The sequence below is a fragment of the Erythrobacter sp. S43 genome (assembly GCF_057364955.1).
In genome coordinates this window covers 1,473,617-1,491,952 of record NZ_CP200285.1, presented here as the reverse complement: position 1 = coordinate 1,491,952, position 18,336 = coordinate 1,473,617, and the positions used below count along the sequence as shown (strand labels likewise).

Sequence of the window (18,336 nt, the reverse complement as noted above, 5' to 3'; positions counted from 1 at the left end):
GTCTTCAATGGAGCTGGGGGAGGGTGCCATGGGTGACGGTTTGATTGAGTTGATTGCGGCAAACGCTGCCTTTGTCGGCACGCATTTCATCATGTCGCATCCGTTGCGCGCGCCTTTGGTCAACGCCCTGAAGCCAGTCGGCTTTCAGATTGCCTACTCGCTTGTCAGTTTCGTCACATTGGCTTGGGTCTACTTAGCGTTCAAAGCAGCGCCGCCTGCCGATCTGCCGGGCAGCGGCGATATTGGCTGGATCGTCGCCACCGTGCTGACCCTTCCCGCCATGGTCCTGTTTGTTGGTTCGATGGGGGGCAATCCAGCGATACCCGCACCGCAAGCCGATGAGTGGGCGCGGGCCGAACCCAAAGGCGTATTCCGGGTAACTCGCCACCCGATGATGTGGGGCTTCGCGCTTTGGGCGCTGTCCCACATGGTGCTGTTCTGGAGCATGCGGACCATGATCACCGCCTTTGCTATGGGTTTGCTGGCGCTGGTCGGAGCGCACCTTCAGGACCGCAAGAAAGAAGTGCTGATGGGCGACGCGTGGGAGACCTGGGAGAGCAACACCAGTTTCTGGCCGCGCTGGGGCGCGCTCTTTTCGGCGGGTGCATTTCCTTGGGCCGTTGGATTGATCTTGTTCGTGTTTCTTTCGTGGTTGCACCTGCCTTTGGGCGACATTGCCGCAGGCATCTGGCGCTGGTTCTAAAGGCCCTGCTTGGCGAGCCATTCCGACTGGGCGATCTGCGCCTCGGTTCCGTAGGCCAGTTGGTGGCCTGATCCCTCGAACGACTGGAAGGTCGAAGTCTTCGCCGCCCGAGACAGGCGCTTTCCTTGTGAGTACGGAACTACATTGTCCGTCGTGTCATGCTGGATCAGCACCGGCATTTTCAGGTCAGGCGCCTTCGCAATATTCTCGTAGCGATCGGTGAGAAGCAGCCCCACCGGTGCAATCGGCATCGCCTCACTTGCGACCTCAACCACGGAGGCAAAGGGCGAAACGAGGATCAAAGCGCCCGCGTCAAACTCCGTCGCCATCTGGGTTGCCGCGCCGCTGCCGATCGAATTGCCAATGATGACCGAGCGCGCGGGTGTCACCCCTTTTGCGGCCAAGAACGCCATCGCTGCACGGCCATCCTTGTAAAAGCCTTGTTCCGAAGGCTCACCCGGATTGCCGCCATATCCGCGATAATTGACCAACAGCACGCCATATCCTTGTGTGGCGAGCAGCCGCGTTGCCTCGGTCGCACCGGCCAGCGAGCTTGCATTGCCGTGAAAGAACACGACCGAGGGCTGGTTCGCTTCGGGCGGCTGCCAGTGAGCGTTGAGCGTCAGGCCGTCGGTGGTGCTGAGCTGGGCCGCCTCAAATCCGGGGGCGGGCGGATGCACGTCTTGCGGCGCGGGATACAGAAACTGGTTCTGGAACAGGTACAGCAGCACCAGCAGCGCGAGATAGGCGACGACCAAGCCAATGATGACGCGAAGTACGACCGCGAGCATGCGTTATTCGCCTTTAAAATCGGGCGTGCGCTTCCCGATCAGCGCGGCGACACCTTCAGCATGGTCCTGCGTTGTGTGCATCATGGCCTGCGTGTTCGCCGCCATTTCCAGCGCGCTGTCATAGCTAATCTGCTGCCCCTGCCGCAGCAGGTTCTTCGCATGGCGTAGTGCGTGGGGCGGCTGCGCGGATATGCGCTCCGCCAGTGCCTTGGCTTCGGCAAGCAGATCGTCATGCGGGACCACCCGGCTGACCATGCCCCATTCGAGTGCCGTCGCTGCGTCGATCACATCGCCGGTGTAGAACAGCTCCGCCGCGCGAGCCTGTCCGAGTACGCGCGGCAGGATCCATGTGCCGCCATCACCTGGAATGATGCCGAGCTTGAGGAAGGTGACGCCAAACTTCGCCTTCTCGCTGGCGATGCGGATATCGCCCAGGCACGCCACATCGCATCCCAACCCGATCGCTGGACCATTGACCGCCGCGATCATCGGCACGCGCAGGCCATAAAGCGCGCGCAGCATCTGGTGGATGTTGTCACGATACCCGTCCGAAATGGCTGGCGTCGAGCCGCCGAACGTGCCGGTCTTGGCGCGCATCGCCTTGATATCGCCGCCAGCCGAGAACGCCCGCCCTGCGCCGGTCAGGATCACGCAGCGCACCGCCAGATCGCGGTTGATCGCATCGCACGCCGCGCGGAACTCGTCCCCGTCCCCGGGCGCGCCAAGCGGATTCATCGTCTCGGGGCGGTCGATGGTCAGTATGGTGACAGGACCGTCGCGGGTGATTTTTAGAAGAGCCATGCTACTTAGGCTAGCCGTAGGTGGGCGAGACGTCGAGAAGCCACTTTTCCCCCCATTCACGGATGGCCTGCACAAATGGAGCAAGGTCTCGGCCAGCCTCGGTCAAGCGATACTCGGCGCGCTTAGCGTTTGCGGGAACGCGTTCGAGAACACCGTGCGCAACTAGCGCATTCAGGCGTGAAGTTAACGCGGCGCGATTGATGCCTGTGTTTGGCACAAATTCTTCAAAGCGGGTCACCCCCAAGAAAGCTTCGCGTAGAATCAGGATAACCCAGCGATCGCCAAGAAGGCGAGACGCTCGTCCCACCGGACATGGCGAGCGCGACTTCTGAAATTTGCTCATGAGTCTGGTTTTTAGACTTGACTGCGCGACACGCAAGCCCGATCAATTAAGTCTTATTTCCAGACTTAGAAGGTATGTTATGGCACGCCCCGGCTTCGACAATGAACAGCAAGTGCTCGACTACATGAGACGCATCGCCGTCGGACACTCGGGTTTCAGCAGCTTCTTGCAATTGGAACCAGTTCGATGCTGGGAAGGATTGGCGGAGATTGAGATGGAAGTGCGGCCCGAAATGACGCAGCATCATGGGTTCGCGCATGGTGCCATCGTCGGTTTGATGGCTGACAACGCTTGCGCTTGGGCTGCGAGTTCGGCCGTCGGAGACGTCGTTACCGGAAGCTACACGATCAACTTTCTTGCTCCTGCTAAAGGCAATCGCCTCCGGTCAAAAGGCGAAGTCGTGAAGGCGGGCAAAAGGCAGGTTATCGTTCGCGCCGAAGTCTGGTCCCAATCCGAAGATGAAGAAGACATGCTCGTCGCGGTGGCTCAAGCGACGATTGTGCCAACTGGCATCGTCACCTCGAAAAACACGCAATAGGCCTTAGGCCCGCGCTTCCTCCGCATTTGCGCTGTTGTGCTTAAGCGCTTTCAGCACCGTCTCGACAATATGCGGGGCCGTAAGTCCGGCTTCGTCATATTGCTTGTCGGGCGAGTCCTGATCCTGGAACGTATCGGGCAAACGGAGCGTGCGCACCTTCAGACCTTCATCGGTCAGGCCTTCATCCGAAGCGAAAGTCAGAACATGCGCGCCGAGGCCGCCGATTGCGCCTTCTTCGATGGTGAGCACGACTTCGTGGCTCTTCATCAGGCGGGCGATCAGGTCTTCGTCGAGCGGCTTGGCGAAGCGCATATCGGCAACCGTAGTGGACAGCCCCTTGGCCTCCAGCTGGTCGGCCGCTTTCTTGGCCTCTTCCAGACGCGCACCGAGTGAGAGGATCGCGACCTTGGTGCCTTCGCGCACCACGCGGCCTTTGCCGATCTCAAGCTTCTCGGGAGTTTCGGGCAGCGGAACACCGACACCAGAGCCACGCGGATAACGGAAGGCAATCGGGCCGTCGTCATACTCAGCCGCGGTGTAGGTCATGTGGACCAGATCGGCCTCATCAGCCGCCGCCATCACAACCATATTGGGCAGAGTCGCGAGATAGGTGATGTCGAACGCGCCTGCGTGGGTGCAGCCGTCCGCGCCGACCAGACCAGCGCGGTCAATCGCGAAGCGCACCGGCAGATTTTGGATCGCGACGTCATGGACCACTTGGTCATAAGCGCGCTGAAGGAAGGTCGAATAGATCGCGGCGAAGGGGCGCATGCCCTGTGCGGCGAGGCCCGCTGCGAAAGTAACGCCGTGTTGTTCGGCGATTCCGACGTCAAAACTGCGATCAGGATGCGCTTTGGCAAAGCGGTCCACTCCGGTGCCCGATGGCATGGCGGCGGTGATGGCGCAGATGCGGCTGTCTGTCTCGGCAAGCTTGGCAAGCGTGTCGCCAAACACGTTCTGATACGCGGGCGGGCCAGCCGAGCCTTTCTGCTTCTCGCCAGTGACGACGTTGAATTTCGGCACGCCGTGATACTTGTCGGCGCTTTCCTCGGCAGGTGCATAGCCCTTACCCTTGGTGGTCACGACATGGATCAGCACGGGGCCTTCTGATGTGTCACGGACATTCTCTAGCACCGGGATCAGGTGGTCGAGATTGTGGCCGTCAATCGGGCCAACGTAATAGAAGCCCAGCTCTTCAAACAGCGTCCCGCCGGTGACCATTCCGCGCGAATACTCTTCCGCCTTGCCGAGCGCGCTGTGCATGCGGCGGCTCATCTTCTTGACCGCGCGGCTCGCGAGGCTCCGCAGGCCGAGATACTCGCTCGAGGAAACCATGCGCGCAAGATAGGCGGACAAGCCACCCACCGGCGGGGCGATGGACATATCGTTATCGTTGAGGATTACGACCAGCCGGTTGCCTGCCTGCGCCGCGTTGTTCATCGCCTCATAGGCCATGCCAGCGCTCATTGCGCCGTCACCGATCACAGCAATACCGCGACCCGGCTTGTCACTCAGCTTGTTCGCCATCGCAAAGCCGAGCGCGGCGGAAATCGAGGTCGACGAGTGCGCCGCGCCGAACGGATCGTATTCGCTTTCGGCGCGCTTGGTGAAACCGGAAAGCCCGCCGCCCTGACGCAGGGTGCGGATACGGTCGCGGCGGCCGGTGATGATCTTGTGCGGGTAACACTGGTGGCCCACGTCCCACACCAGCTTATCGTCCGGCGTGTTGAAGACATAATGGATGGCGACTGTCAGCTCGACCACGCCAAGACCCGAACCCAGATGCCCGCCAGAGACACTGACCGCGTCAATCATCTCGGCGCGCAACTCGTCGGAAAGTTGCCGGAGTTGTTCCGGCTTCAGCTGGCGGAGTTCATCAGGTGTCGGTACCTGATCGAGAAGCGGTGTTTCGAGCGAACGAGTCATGGTCAAATCCCTTACACGCCTATTTTCCACGTGTCGATAAACGGTTTATCGCTGCTGCCGCACAGCTCATCGGCATTGTGTGAGTCCAAACGAACACGTGAGTCGTCAGGCTAGCATGACATGGCGCGAACGCAATGTTGCCAGCGGGGCGTGCGTCAGGCGCACTGGCGGCACAGGCCGCGAATTTCGAGAACGGGACGCTCCGGCTTGAAGCCGCGTGCGCTGGCCAGACCGCGCACAGTGCGGCTGGTCTCTTCGTCATCAATATGCGTTGCATCGCCGCATTCGTCGCATACCAGAAAGATGCAATCATGCTGGCAGCCAGGGTGGCTGTTGGCGAGATAAGCGTTTGAGCTTTCGACCCGCATGGCAAGATTGTTAGCCACAAACAGGTCAAGAATCCGATAGATGCTGTTGGGCGCAACGCGTTTGCCGCGCGCGGCGGAGAGATTGTCAGCAATGTCATAAGCAGACACGGGCCGCTCATGCCCGGCGAGTTCGGTGAACACTGCTTCGCGCATCGCGGTCCATTGCTCGCCCGAGCCCATCAGGGATTTGCGCGCTGCTTCAATCAGGCCTTCGCCTGTGTGCTCTTCATGCGCGTGGTGGTTGTGTGCTGTGCTGGTAGCCATCGCGCCAATATAGGCGTTTCATCGGGCCAGCGCCAGCCGCGAACAAACCCTATCCGTCGCGCAGGAAGCGCGGACGGTAATCGGACGGAAACATCCGCCGCAGCGCTGAAACCTTCGGCTTGTCATGCGCGATGATGTACCGGCTGTTCGGGTTCTTCACCATGTAATCCTGATGATAGCCTTCGGCGCGGTAGAATTTCCGGTAGCCTTCGATCCGCGTTACGATCGGCCGACGCCACACGCCCGAGCTGCGCATCTGGCTGAGATAGGCCTTTGCTACCTGACGCTGTTCGTTGTTGAGCGGAACCAGTGCCGACCGGTAATGCGCACCGACATCGGGGCCTTGACGGTTTTTCTGAGTCGGATCGGTCACGACTGAGAAGAAGATGCGCAGTAACTCATCATAGCGGATAACGTACGGGTCGTAAGTGATCCGGACCGCCTCAGCATGGCTGGTACCGCCAGCGGTGATGCGCGTGTATTTTGCGGTCGCAGCCGTGCCGCCGTGATAGCCGACAACGGCTGACTTCACGCCTTTGACGTGGCTGAACACACCTTCGACACCCCAGAAACAGCCACCGGCAAAGATCGCGGTTTTGAGGCCGGCGCCTTCTTTGGCGATACGCTTGGGGGTGGGGGCGTTTACGGGTTTGGCGGCGATGGCGGGCGGTGTAATGCCAACTACGGCCATGGTCGAAGCGGCAAGAGCAATAGCGAAGCGCTTGATCATTCAGTCCTCGGCGATCGGGGTGATGATGAACTCATCCGAAAGCGCAATTTCATCGGCGACACTCTGTTCCACTTCAGACGCCTGTGCTTCCGAAGACAGGGCCGGGCCGTCAAAGCTGGTCGCTGCAATCACCAGACCCGCGCCAAGGAAACCTATGGCAAAGCTGCGATAGAGATCAGGAGCAAAAAGGGTCATGGTCGGGCTCGCTTTCTAAGATGAGCGGTTTGCTTGTGCTGCCTCATTTATGGAGCGATGACTTTCGCCCAAATGAATGAAGCAGCTGTGCGACAATTCGTTACGAACTGCGTTTCAGTTACGCGTTAACCATAAAAAAGATGTGAAGATCGGGAGGAATGAAAGAGATCTCTCCGCATTATTCCCACATGCCACCAAGTCTCGGCAGTCAGAGCGCGACCGCGCGGCCCGCAGGGGCACCGTAGCGGGGCGGAGGAGCTGTCCCGAGTACGAATGCGCGCATGCGCCTTCGCAACAACCTAATGCCTGAAATGCCGCATCCCGGTGAAGACCATGGCGAGGCCCGCCTCGTCCGCCGCTGCAATGACTTCCTCGTCACGGATCGAACCACCCGGCTGGATCACAGCCGTCGCGCCCGCTTCAGCGGCGGCAATCAAACCGTCGGCGAAGGGGAAGAAAGCGTCCGATGCCACCGCGCTGCCGACCGTTTTGGGGTCGGCCCACTCGTATGTCTCCGCTGCTTCTTTGGCCTTGATTGCGGCAATGCGCGCCGAATCGCGGCGGTTCATCTGGCCTGCGCCGATGCCTGCCGTCGCACCATCCTTGGCATAGACGATGGCGTTGGACTTCACATGCCGCGCGACCGTCCAAGCAAAGAAGCAATCCTTCAGCTCCTGCGGGGTAGGTTCGCGCTTGGTCACGACCTTCAAATCCGCCTCGGCCACCGCGCCATTGTCGCGGCCCTGGATCAGCATGCCGCCCGCAATCGACTTCATAAAGAAGCCACCACGGCGTGGATCGGGTAGCTGGCCGCATTCGAGAACGCGCAGGTTCTTCTTCTTGGCAAACACCTCGCGCGCTGCGTCGCTAACCTTGGGCGCGATGATGACTTCGGTGAAGATCGAAGAAATCGCTTCAGCGGTCGCGCCATCCAGCTCGGTGTTGACCGCAACGATCCCGCCAAATGCCGAAACGCTGTCGCATTGCAGCGCGTCATTCCACGCATCGAGTAGAGTCGCGCCCTGCGCCACGCCGCATGGGTTGGCGTGCTTGACGATCACCACTGCCGGATCGCCACCTGCAAATTCCGCTGCAAGTTCGAGCGCGGCGTCAGCGTCATTGAGGTTGTTGTAGCTCAGCGCCTTGCCCTGAAGCTGCTCGGCTTGAGGGACACCGCCAGCGGTCGCTTGCGGCACATAGATTGCCGCCGCCTGATGCGGATTCTCACCATAACGCAGCACGTCCGACCGCTTGAACGCCATAGGCATGGTTTCGACAAACGGTGTCGCCTTGAGTGCTTCTTGCCCAAGCGGGTGGGTGAAGGCATCGCCAAACGCAAACCAGCTCGCAATCGCGGCGTCATAGGCGGCGGTGCGCGCATAGGCTTTGCCCGCCATGCGGATGCGGAAGGCCTGCGACGTCGCGCCGTCATTGGCGTCGAGCTCTTCCAGCAATTCGGCGTAATCGGCGGCATCGGTCATGATCGTGACGAAGCCATGGTTCTTGGCAGCAGAGCGCACCATGCTCGGCCCACCGATATCGATATTCTCGATGATCTCCTGCCGCTCGGCGCCTTTCGCGACGGTCGCTTCAAACGGGTAGAGGTTGACCACGACCAGATCGATCGCGCCGATATCGTGCTCGGACATAGACGCGACGTGATCATCATTGTCGCGCAGCGCCAGAAGGCCGCCATGCACTTTGGGATGTAGCGTTTTGACGCGGCCATCCATCATCTCTGGAAAGCCAGTGAGGTCAGATACGTCGCGCACCTCAAGCCCCGCATCGCGCAGCGCCTTTGCCGTGCCGCCGGTGCTGACCAGCTCAACCCCGCGCGCGGCCAGCGCCTTACCCAGCTCTGCCAAACCGCTTTTGTCGGACACAGAAAGCAGCGCCCGCTTGATCGCCAAATCACTCACTTGAGATCATCCCATTTTCTTGAGCAGCCAGGAGAATTGCCCCCCGCCGCGTGATGTCATTCCTTCGATCACCAATTGCTCTGTCGGGTGCGGACGGCCATCGCCGTCGACCCACAGGCTGTCCTCGCTGGTCAGCGCGACGTCGGTCGCGCCCGCAGCATCGCCGCGCAGGCGGAACTGCCACAGCTTGCCATCTGGCATCAGCAGACTGGCCCCGCGCTTGTCTTCGGACATATGCACCTCGACCCCGCGCCCGAGATGGAAGCGGATCGCAAAGCCGATTTTGCCGCGTTTGCCCTTACGCGAGGACGGAACAAGGATGTCTTCGCCTGCCAGCTCTGCGCCGTCATCAGAAAGGCTCAGCACCCGCTTGTGCGTCAGGCCAAAGCGCGCAACGTAGCCGTCATGCGTCGCTTCGATCCGGGTCGCCGCGCGTCCCCGCTTCACCAATGTGCGCGTTTCTGTCTCAACAAATTCGGCGCCCTTGCCGAGCTTTCCGTGCAGCAGCACAGCGGTTGAGTTGGCGTTATCGAGAACCAGCGTCGAATGCGCCGCCGTGGCACGCAAACCCTGCCCGATGCGCGAGGGAACCTGCCCGCCAGCTGACGCCGCTCCGCCGCAATTGACGATCAGGCGTGACGGACCGTCAGAAAGCTCAAAGGCTAGCGTCGAGGCACAACCGCATCGTGCATGGCGTGCGCGGGGTGGCGGGGCCGTGTCGAATTGCAGGATAGTGGTGCCATTCTTGACCCGTTGAAAACCCCAGTGGCCGACGTCCTTAAGTGGGCGAGTGCGCACGCCGGTCGCTTCGATCAAAGCGGCCACTGCGTCGCCATTGATCGCGCCGCTGCCTTGCCAGTTGCCCAGCGCACCATCGCCGTGGCGCAGCGTCAGAAGCGGCGGAACCAGCAATTCGCGCATCACGATCAGCGCTTGTGGCACCTCGACTTCTGCGGCCTCGTAACAGGCAAGCAGATTGGTTAGCAGCGCAATCGCGTCCATCTGCGTCGCCGGACAGCGTGAAAGCACGCCGCCATCCTCGGCCACCAGATCGCCGAGTGCGCGGATCAAAGCAGCCTCTCCGAACAGACGGCGCGGACGGCCTTCGGGCAGTAAGAGACCCGCCGCCGTAACGGCTGCCAAACCGGCCACCTGACCAAATCCGGCGCCCGAACGCGAGGCTTTGCGGTCAAGCCACTCCGCCGTTTCCTCGATTGCCTTGAGCAAGCGCGGGCGCAGCTTGCCCTTCGGATCGGACAGAAGCATCGGTGCATGAACGAGCCATGCCAGAAGGCGCAGGCCCGAATGCTCAACGCTCCATGCAGCGCCTTTTGCGGGCTTGGGATGCGCATCGAGCCAAGCGAGGGTGACCCGCTCTGCCACAGACGTGCAATCGGCTCGCGGCGCGCTGGCCGACAGATCATAAAGCCACGCGAAGCTGTTGATGACCCGGTCAAGCCCCAGGCTCTGGCGGGTCAGGCCTTCAAAATCGGCCTGGCCAATAGGGGTTTTCACACCGTGAACTAGGAAATGGCCCGCACGTAGAGCCGTGCCGGATGCGCGGTCGCCGCGAACGGGCGTTTCAACGGTGGCAGTGATGCGCGTCGCCGGTTTCTTGCGGAAAGGCGCGGCAAGCGCGTGCCCGGGCACGCCCATGCGATAAGCCATCCGGATCAAAGCCTCGCCCGCGCTCGAACGCGGAGCAATGACGTCAGTTAGCGCCAGCGCGCGGTCTGTCTCCGGTGCCGATGTGGAATGCTCATCTTGTTCAACACGCGTCGGTTCGTTGCCATCGCCAAGCGGCAAGGCGCGGGCATCGTCCGTATCCTCCAACACTTCATCAAGCGTTGGCGCATCCTTGTTGTCAAACAAGGTCTCCATCACGCCAGACCTTTAAGCGCCGTGATATTGGCTGCGTATTGCGAAGGCCCGCCCTTGAATGTCGCGGAGCCCGCAACCAGCACGTCGGCACCCGCCGCAACACACTGCTTTGCTGTCTCGGGGTTCACGCCGCCATCCACTTCGAGGTGAATGTCGCGTCCGGTGGCGTCAATCATACTGCGGATGCGCGCGACCTTGTCGAGCTGCGAAGCGATAAAGCTTTGCCCGCCAAAACCGGGGTTCACACTCATCACAAGGATGAGGTCCGCCAGATCCATCAGATTGTCGAGCACCTCAACCGGCGTGCCGGGATTGAGCACCACACCCGCCTTCTTGCCCAGCGCATGAATCGCCTGAAGCGTGCGATGGACGTGCGGGCCAGCCTCCGGATGAACGGTAATGATGTCCGCGCCCGCTTCGGCAAAATCTTCAAGATACTGATCGACCGGAGAGATCATAAGGTGGACGTCAAACGTTTTGGCGGTGTGCGGGCGCAGTGCCTTCACTACCGACGGGCCGATGGTTATGTTGGGCACGAAATGGCCATCCATGACGTCAATATGGATCCAGTCGGCCCCCGCCGCGTCAATCGCGCGGACCTCTTCACCAAGCGCGGCAAAGTCCGCAGACAGGATGGAGGGAGAGATCAGAGGTGTTGGCATAAACCAATTTGCGCCTTCTTCGCGTTTCGGAAGCACTACGCCTCCCGCGAATCGCCGAACAGGGCGCGCGCCTCCCTTTTCCACGGCGGTAAACCGCCCGAAACAAGCCTGAACGCGGCTCGCGCGGCAAATTCAGGTGCAATTCAGCGCGCAAACACCATATTCTCACTCAAATTCGGGGGCATAGCTGCGCGAACCAGCGCATTAACCGCGATGCTCCACTTTGTTTGTCTAACCGGAGGCATGAAAATCATGAAAGCCATCGCTACAGGACTGGGCGCTTTTGCGCTGGCCGCTGGTGCGAGTGTGGCATTCGCACCGTCCATCGCCGCGCAAAGCGGTTATGCCAATGTAATTTCGAATAATTTGAGCAAATGCTCGGCGGGCAAAGGCCCTGCTGTGCGCATCCGCATTTCGGGCCTGAAAAGCTCGAGCGGAAATCTGTTTGTGCGCACGTACAAAGCGTCCAGCCGCGACTGGCTGAAGAGCAAACGCTATCTCACCCGTCTCGATGCGCGTCCGCGCGCAGGATCTATGACGGTTTGCGTGCCGGTGCCCGCCGCAGGACGCTATGCCATCGCGATCCAGCATGACGCCAATGGCAATCGCAAGATGGACGTCTCTAAAGACGGCGCAGGCATGTCGAACAATCCGAAAATCGGCTCGTTCCTTGGCATTCCGCGTCCGCCTTCCGTCGGCAAAGCAACCTTTGCGGCAGGCAAAGGCGTGACCAATCTTTCGATCCGGATGCGTTATCGCGACTAGTCGTGATTGAGCGAGGTCGTTAGTCTGCCGCTATGCTGACCGATGACCTGCTCGCCACGGCGACCTCACTCGCTCCCCAAATCACCGCGCTTCGCCGCGCCATTCACGCTGAGCCCGAGCTTGGCCTGCACACCCCGTTGACGATGGCGAAGGTGCGCGAGGCATTGGCCGACCTTCCGCTTGAATGGCGCGAGGGAACCTCGACTACGGGCCAAGTAGCAACCTTGCGCGGCGGCGCTGCGCCTGAGGGCGGCGGGCCGCGAGTGCTGCTGCGCGGCGACATGGACGCGCTGCCCATGGACGAAAAGACTGACCTGGAGTTCGCCTCCAAGATCCCCGGCCGTATGCACGCCTGCGGACACGACACGCACACCGCGATGCTCACCGGCGCGGCCAAGTTGCTGTGCGATCAAGCCGACACGCTCGGCGGAACGGTCGATTTCATGTTCCAGCCGGGCGAAGAGGGATATCACGGCGCGCGCTACATGCTCGATGACGGGCTGATCGAACCGCTCCCCGATGCGGCTTTCGCGCTGCACATCATGCCCAACGCCGCTTACGGCGTGCTGGCTGGAAAACCCGGGCCACTGCTCGCCGCCGCCGACCAGTTCACCATCACCGTCAAAGGCAGAGGTGGTCATGCCTCCATGCCGCACGATTGCGTTGATCCTGTGCCCGCAGCCGCCGCGATCGTCACCGGGTTGCAGGCCATGGTCACTCGTCGCTTCAACGCGGCGAGCGCGGTGGTGGTCACCGTCACGCAGATCCACACCGGCACAGCGCACAACGTCATTCCTGATGACGCCATGGTGGCCGGCACGATCCGCACGCTCTCACCAGAACACCGGGAGAAAGCCCATCGGCTGATCGCGCAATGCTGCGCCGACATAGCAAAGGGATACGGCGTCGAGGCAAGTTGCGAGATCGAACACGGTTTCCCGGTCACTCTATGCGATCCCCGCGCGGTCAAATTGGGAGCGAAAGTCTCCCGTTCGTTGCAGGGGGCAGAAGGGTGGAAAGACCTTTCTGATCCGATCATGGGCGCTGAAGACTTCTCTTACATTCTCGAAAAAATACCCGGCGCTATGTTCTTCTTGGGCGTCGCTCCGGACGGAGAAGATTGGTCGCAATGCTGCGCCATTCACTCTCCGCGAATGCACGTCGACGAGACGGCTCTGCCAATTGGCACCGCCATGCTCGCCGGGTGCGCATTGGAGTTTATCGCCAACGGATTTGATTGAGTTTTCCTACACATAGGCTGATGTGCAACTGGACCGCTTCCTTTCATTTCAGGGAGCGACCCCATGCAGGATTTCACTCCGTTCTACGCCGGAACCCCGGTGGAGACGACCAGATTGCCTGAAGGCATCACCTTTCCGGTGAGGTACGCCGTGATCCGGCGCAAAATCATGAACAACACTTTCGGTATGGTGCGCCGCAATCGCGATGGCAGCCGCCGTCCGCATCAAGGCTGGGACTTTTACGCGCCGCCCGGATATCGCTGCTACGCCATAGCTGATGGAGAAATCGCGGCAGTCCGCAATCGCGGCGCTTATGGGAAGCACGTCATCCTCAAGTTCGCGCATGACGCCGATGAAAACGGTCGGGCTGACACACTCTACGCCGCTTATTGCCACTTGAAAGAAACGCGAGTGATCTTGGGCGATACGGTGAAGTGCGGTGATGTAATTGGCCTTTGCGGAGACAGCGGCAACGCTCGCGGGATGACGGGCACCGATGCGCATCTCCACTTTGAAGTCCGCACGCATATGAATGTCGGGCGCGGCCTATCCAGGCGCATGTCTCCGTTGAGCGTGTTCGGACAGCTACCCCTCGATCACGTTATGGTGAGCCAAGGGGATGCGCTAATCACGGGCTAAAGCCGGGCCGGACCCCTTCCAAAATTTTGCCGACACTTAATGCAGGGTCGCTATTTGGCTGCACTCTTTGATGTTCGCATTGACGGTGTAGATATCGCCGGTCGGAGCGATGGAAACGGTAAGCTCTCTGTTCATGCAGATGCCCAAATTGGCTGCCTGTTCCGGCTCGATCCGGAGCTTGAACTTGCCCGGCATGATTTGCTCGAAGAAATAGTATCCGCCACGCTCGGTCCGCGTTGCTGCAGCGACTTCTCCATCTGAATCAACGAGCTGCAGGCGCAATCCGGACACACCGCGGCCACCCTTTTTGCCTTGGAACGTGACGGTCCCTTCAACTTCACTCAGCGCCACAATCGGGAAATCCATGACATGGGTGCGGCCAGGACGTGGCACGACTTCGACACCCCGCGACACAGGTGCCATCAAAATGTCAGGCAATGACGAGGGATCGACTTGAACCGCAATCGGGTTGCCGTTGCCGAGACGCGTCAGACGCGCGATCCCGTCGCTATCGGTCTTCGCCGTGCTGTTGAACACGGAAAAGTCGACGTCTTCCAGAGGCGTATCGCCGGTTGAGAAGCGACCATCGCCGTCCATATCCTGAAATGCGCGAAGGCTAACCGCTCCCGACGCAGCTTGTCCTGGTGGCCCAACGAATAGATTGCGCCGGAGCGGGTCGCGACCAAAACTGAACCCCAAACGCAAAGCAACTGAGAAGCTCTTCTGCTGAAACGCGTAATTCCCATCAAGCGCGAGTGTGAAACGATCAAATTCTCGGCTGGCCGATCCGCCGATGCCAAACTCGTTCGATTTTAGCGAGTAGAACGCTTGTCCGCTCACAACTGTGCGGTCATCAACCTGATAATCGACTTCCGCAGACACGTTGGTCAGTTCGGGGCCTTGGAGCAAGCTGTATCCAATCGAAGCCCTGGCCTGCATTCGCGAGCGGCGGAACGTGGCCAAATCAAAGTTGCCGATCAGCTGAGAAAAAGTTGGCCCGTTCGCGCTCGAGCTGCGCGAGTATTCGAGCGTGTTGGACAGCGCAAATCCCCCAAAACGCGCGGAATTCCGAAGAACCGCGTCCGTTGTCGTCCGGCCGTCCTGAAATTCGGTGTGGCGAACACGCGCTGCAATTGGGATGGCCTGACCAGACAACTTAAAGCTTCCATTGAAGTCGAATTCGGTCGCCCGAACCAATGGCTCGCGCACGTTGCTGCGCAGTTCGTCCTTGAATCCACCTTGATACTCAAAGTGCGACAATGAAAAGGCGCCGCCAAGCGCTCTTCCGCCGATGCCGATGCCGAGAGCGGTGCTGCCATCGCTGGCAATTGCGCCGTCTGCCCGGAAGGCGAGGCCTCCAATTCCCGTGCGCGCGCCAAGACTGGCGACCGAGGTACTTCCGTTATCTTCCTGAAAATATGAAAGACTTCCGACAGCGGTCACTTTGGTGCTGAGGCCGTACGCAAACTGCGCCCCTGCTTGCCAGTTGCCGAAGCCTTCGATCGGATTGAAGTCTGGTCCTCGCACGCCCAACAGGTTTTCACCGCGCTGTACCACGCCAAAGTCATACTCGAATTGGCCTTTTGCGAGCCGGCCGTCGCCAACGCTTATCCGCCGCACTTCCTCGCGGCGTTGTCCTTGCGGTCCATAAAAGACCAATCGGAAGACATTGAGGCCATAGTCGACCGGAACCTCAAGGAATTCGTACTGGTCATTGGTAGCGTTCGCGACCGAACCGACCAGAATATCGTTGCGATACAGTTCGACCTCGTATCCATCCGGCAAGATTCCACGCAGATCGATCTGTTCGAACACTGAAGCGTTTTGGAAAGCGCGGTTTGTGATGAAACCGCCGCGTCCCGCGCGACCACGCAGACCGATGGGCATCGATGAGGTGGCAACATCGCCAAACTGAAAATCGGTCGCGCCCAGAGGGCCTAGCAGATCACCGTCACCGTCGCGGCGTCCAAACTGGATCAGCGATGCAACAAGGCCATCAGTGGTGTCAGCGGAGAAGTACCCTTGTGCCGTCACATAGGCCAGATCGCCTCCGATCCGTAAATCACCTTCCAAACGCTCACCGCGCGCTGAGTCAGACACAGCGCGCAGTTCAACATCAGCAACAGGAACAGAGGCAGCAAGCCAAGGCGTTTCCTGCCTTGGCCATTCGGGCTTCTCGATAGTCGAGCCCCTATTGCCAAGCTTCGCCCGTTCGGCATCGCGCTTCATTCGTTCTTCGAAAGGAAACGGTTCAAGTGTGGTCAAAACCACTGCCTGGGCTCTGAGATTAGGTTTTAACTCAAGCGGAAAGAGCTCTTCGAAGAGTTCTGTCCGCAAATACAGCTCGCCTTCAAAGGCTTGTGCATCTTCGCGGCGCAGGGGGCGTTTGGCAGTGTTTGTTGTCAGCAATCCCTGCCGAAGATCGACGGTAACGGTCCGGTTTTCATCGAGGAACCAGCCACTGGCGTACTGACCTTCATCGCTAACTTTGATGGCAAGATCGAGGATGCGTGAAAGCTCGCCCACGGGGAGATAAAGATCGCTTCGGTTGCCATATGCGATGATCGTGTCAGTGGCGCTTACCCCTTTTACCTTTAGCTGAAGGATAAGTTCGTCGTCATACGTAAAGAGAGGATCACCCTCATTGAGAGGAAAGGTTTGCGTACCTGGCGGCAGATCCAGCGATCGTGACTGTTGTCCCCCGAACGCCACCTCTTTCTTTACCGGTGTTTCCGACGGTGTCTCAATGGCTTGGATGGGCTTGGCCGGTTGAGGCTTGGCGATGTTTGGTCGTGCGGGAATTGCCGCCTTTGCAATCTGGGGCGCTGCGAACGGCGTGTCCTGAGTTTTAGCGTCATTGGTCGCGATAGTCGGCGATGCGGCTGGAATAGTTGCGGGTGACACCGGTTCTGCCGCAGCCTCGGGCAATGCTGGCGCGTGAGTATTCTCCGCCATCTCCAATTTTGGTGCTGTTTCGGACAGAGATGGCGTTAGCTTCACCGTACTCGTGATCGGCATCGTGATGGCCCGCGGATTGTACGGGGCTGGATCAAACAGCTTTGCCTTCTTGCTGACCGGTTCTTGCGTCGTAGGCAGGACAAAGTCTGACCGGGTCACCCCGGACGGCATACCTAGCGGTTTCGGCGGTGTTGCCGGCAGAACGAAGCCCTGTACTTCGGAGTCGTGCTTGAGCACTGCCGGACCAGCAGCCTTTGCCTCCAATGCGAAACCTTCGGCCCAACCAACTTTTACCGCGACCGTCGGCGCATCTGGGACGTAAGTTACAGACGCAGCAACCTTTTGTGGTTGGGTTGCAACCACAGGTGTGCTCGCGGTGTAGGCTCCCCTTTGTGGGGATACTACAGCGTTATCGGCAAGAGCAGGTGTCGATCGGACGAGAATGATCCCACCTCCCGCTTCATCGCCCCAAGAGGGACCATGAAGGGGGATTGGGCCGCTTGCGAGCGCGGGCAATGCCGCGATCGAAGCGAGAAATCCGATCGTGCGAAACGGTTTCACGGGATGACAAAGTCTTGCCTGGCCAGCGTGTTGCCCGGATTGACGTCATCATCGGTGTAAGTCGCCGTCAGGGTCATGCCTGAACGCAACTTCGTGAGGTCAAATTCTGGGTTGAGCGCCAAGATCACCGTGCGATGATCAATCTCAGGATAGACCCCGATCCCGCGTGCAACGAGCACTGGAGTGCTTTCACCGGGTGCTCTTACCTCGATATCGCCGTAGGATGATCGCGTCCCGCTGCGGGTGATCGTCATCCTGAGCAGTGGTCCGGACTCTCCGCGGACAAAACCAATGTCCTTCAGGCCAACATCAAGTGTCGTATTACCAATACGGACGATCACCGGAATAGAAATTCCGAAGCGAGGTCTGATGGTTACGCCGACATTGTTCGACGCTTCGGCGCCATCGTTAACGGCATCGTCGATCGAAAAGCCTTCATCAACGTCGTTCGGCACCGATATGACTGAAAAGTGTGCACGATATTCGCCATCTGGCAAATCGGCAGGCGGGCGCGCCATAATGCGCACTGTCTGCGCTTCACTGCCGAGCAAAAGCACACGGCGCGGCGACCAACGCAGCATCTCGCTGGCAGTCTTCACACTGCTCGTATCCGCGCCTTCTGGCAGGTTGTTGAACGGGATGATCTGACCGTCGCTGGTCATAAGCATATTCGTGGCGGAAATCTCGTATTCACCTTCGAATGTGGTCTTGTTGTAGAGACCGATCGAAGCAACGCGCCGACGTGGATCAAGTATGACCCGGCGTGGGTAGAGATTGATGTCACCCATCCCTGAAACGGCGCCTTCAGGCGCTTCGCCCGCTTCAACCTGGGGAAAGGGAGGGGCTTCTGCCTCTGGGATGTCTTCTTCTGGCTGTGCCGTTTCGAGCGCAAGCTCCTGAGCGGCTGCTGTGCTGCTCGCTCCCATCACTAATGCGCCGAACAGCCCAACCTTGAACACCGAACTTATGCTTATCATAGGGTTACCGCCTAGAGTTTTTAAACCTAGGGGTCTTTTCGGAGATCATGGTTAATTTTTGGTAAGCGCTTCAG

17 protein-coding genes are annotated in these 18,336 nt (G+C 59.8%); 5 read left to right on the top strand and 12 right to left on the bottom strand.

Translation table 11 applies throughout. The features are described from left to right. The first annotated feature begins 28 nt into the window (after positions 1 to 28). Positions 29 to 703, top strand: a complete 675-nt coding sequence (locus tag AC0V6K_RS07270) for an NnrU family protein (protein ID WP_472620829.1) — start codon at positions 29 to 31, stop codon at positions 701 to 703. On the opposite strand, the gene AC0V6K_RS07265 is transcribed toward AC0V6K_RS07270, so the two are convergent. Genes AC0V6K_RS07265 through AC0V6K_RS07255 form a run of 3 tightly spaced genes read right to left on the bottom strand, consistent with a single transcriptional unit; the run spans position 700 to position 2,638 of the window. After that, positions 700 to 1,494, bottom strand: a complete 795-nt coding sequence (locus tag AC0V6K_RS07265; protein WP_472625988.1) for an alpha/beta hydrolase — start codon at positions 1,492 to 1,494, stop codon at positions 700 to 702. The genes AC0V6K_RS07270 and AC0V6K_RS07265 overlap by 4 nt on opposite strands. A gap of 3 nt (positions 1,495 to 1,497) precedes the next feature. Further along, positions 1,498 to 2,295: a crotonase/enoyl-CoA hydratase family protein gene (locus AC0V6K_RS07260; protein ID WP_472625986.1), complete on the bottom strand. Its 798-nt coding sequence runs from the start codon at positions 2,293 to 2,295 to the stop codon at positions 1,498 to 1,500. A gap of 10 nt (positions 2,296 to 2,305) precedes the next feature. Beyond that, entirely contained in the window at positions 2,306 to 2,638 is a 333-nt protein-coding gene (locus AC0V6K_RS07255) for a winged helix-turn-helix transcriptional regulator (RefSeq protein ID WP_472625985.1), read from the bottom strand. Between the two features lie 79 nt (positions 2,639 to 2,717). On the opposite strand from AC0V6K_RS07255, the gene AC0V6K_RS07250 reads away from it, so the two are divergent. Continuing rightward, positions 2,718 to 3,176, top strand: a complete 459-nt coding sequence (locus AC0V6K_RS07250; protein WP_472625983.1) for a PaaI family thioesterase — start codon at positions 2,718 to 2,720, stop codon at positions 3,174 to 3,176. A 3-nt stretch (positions 3,177 to 3,179) separates the two neighbouring features. Here the strand turns inward: AC0V6K_RS07250 and dxs are convergent, their stop codons facing one another. From dxs to rpe, 7 genes are all read right to left on the bottom strand, one after another. Next, entirely contained in the window at positions 3,180 to 5,102 is a 1,923-nt protein-coding gene (gene dxs, locus AC0V6K_RS07245; protein WP_472625981.1) for a 1-deoxy-D-xylulose-5-phosphate synthase, read from the bottom strand. Positions 5,103 to 5,257: 155 nt separating this feature from the next. Beyond that, on the bottom strand, positions 5,258 to 5,734 hold the full coding sequence (locus AC0V6K_RS07240; RefSeq protein WP_472625979.1) for a Fur family transcriptional regulator: 477 nt from the start codon (positions 5,732 to 5,734) through the stop codon (positions 5,258 to 5,260). 49 nt (positions 5,735 to 5,783) lie between these two features. Then, positions 5,784 to 6,464: a peptide-methionine (S)-S-oxide reductase MsrA gene (gene msrA, locus AC0V6K_RS07235; RefSeq protein WP_472625977.1), complete on the bottom strand. Its 681-nt coding sequence runs from the start codon at positions 6,462 to 6,464 to the stop codon at positions 5,784 to 5,786. After that, positions 6,465 to 6,659 (bottom strand): hypothetical protein, encoded by a 195-nt coding sequence (locus AC0V6K_RS07230; protein WP_472625975.1) that lies wholly within the window; start codon positions 6,657 to 6,659, stop codon positions 6,465 to 6,467. A 299-nt stretch (positions 6,660 to 6,958) separates the two neighbouring features. Continuing rightward, positions 6,959 to 8,578, bottom strand: a complete 1,620-nt coding sequence (gene purH / locus AC0V6K_RS07225; RefSeq protein ID WP_472625973.1) for a bifunctional phosphoribosylaminoimidazolecarboxamide formyltransferase/IMP cyclohydrolase — start codon at positions 8,576 to 8,578, stop codon at positions 6,959 to 6,961. Positions 8,579 to 8,584: 6 nt separating this feature from the next. Beyond that, positions 8,585 to 10,459 (bottom strand): heparinase II/III family protein, encoded by a 1,875-nt coding sequence (locus AC0V6K_RS07220; protein WP_472625971.1) that lies wholly within the window; start codon positions 10,457 to 10,459, stop codon positions 8,585 to 8,587. Next, positions 10,459 to 11,121: a ribulose-phosphate 3-epimerase gene (gene rpe / locus AC0V6K_RS07215; protein ID WP_472625969.1), complete on the bottom strand. Its 663-nt coding sequence runs from the start codon at positions 11,119 to 11,121 to the stop codon at positions 10,459 to 10,461. The genes AC0V6K_RS07220 and rpe overlap by 1 nt, the downstream gene beginning before the upstream one ends. A gap of 252 nt (positions 11,122 to 11,373) precedes the next feature. Here rpe and AC0V6K_RS07210 point away from each other — a divergent pair, with 252 nt between their 5' ends. From AC0V6K_RS07210 to AC0V6K_RS07200, 3 genes are all read left to right on the top strand, one after another. Beyond that, on the top strand, positions 11,374 to 11,886 hold the full coding sequence (locus AC0V6K_RS07210) for a DUF2141 domain-containing protein (protein WP_486172592.1): 513 nt from the start codon (positions 11,374 to 11,376) through the stop codon (positions 11,884 to 11,886). A gap of 32 nt (positions 11,887 to 11,918) precedes the next feature. Continuing rightward, positions 11,919 to 13,127: a M20 metallopeptidase family protein gene (locus AC0V6K_RS07205; RefSeq protein WP_472625965.1), complete on the top strand. Its 1,209-nt coding sequence runs from the start codon at positions 11,919 to 11,921 to the stop codon at positions 13,125 to 13,127. A gap of 63 nt (positions 13,128 to 13,190) precedes the next feature. After that, the gene (locus tag AC0V6K_RS07200) at positions 13,191 to 13,766 is read left to right on the top strand and encodes a M23 family metallopeptidase (protein ID WP_472625963.1); all 576 of its coding nucleotides are present in this window, start codon (positions 13,191 to 13,193) and stop codon (positions 13,764 to 13,766) included. Positions 13,767 to 13,802: 36 nt separating this feature from the next. On the opposite strand, the gene AC0V6K_RS07195 is transcribed toward AC0V6K_RS07200, so the two are convergent. Further along, the gene (locus tag AC0V6K_RS07195; RefSeq protein ID WP_472625961.1) at positions 13,803 to 17,285 is read right to left on the bottom strand and encodes an MSCRAMM family protein; all 3,483 of its coding nucleotides are present in this window, start codon (positions 17,283 to 17,285) and stop codon (positions 13,803 to 13,805) included. Then, the gene (locus tag AC0V6K_RS07190; protein WP_472625959.1) at positions 17,282 to 18,262 is read right to left on the bottom strand and encodes a fimbrial biogenesis chaperone; all 981 of its coding nucleotides are present in this window, start codon (positions 18,260 to 18,262) and stop codon (positions 17,282 to 17,284) included. Before AC0V6K_RS07190 ends, AC0V6K_RS07195 begins: the two co-directional genes overlap by 4 nt. Positions 18,263 to 18,336 lie beyond the last annotated feature (74 nt).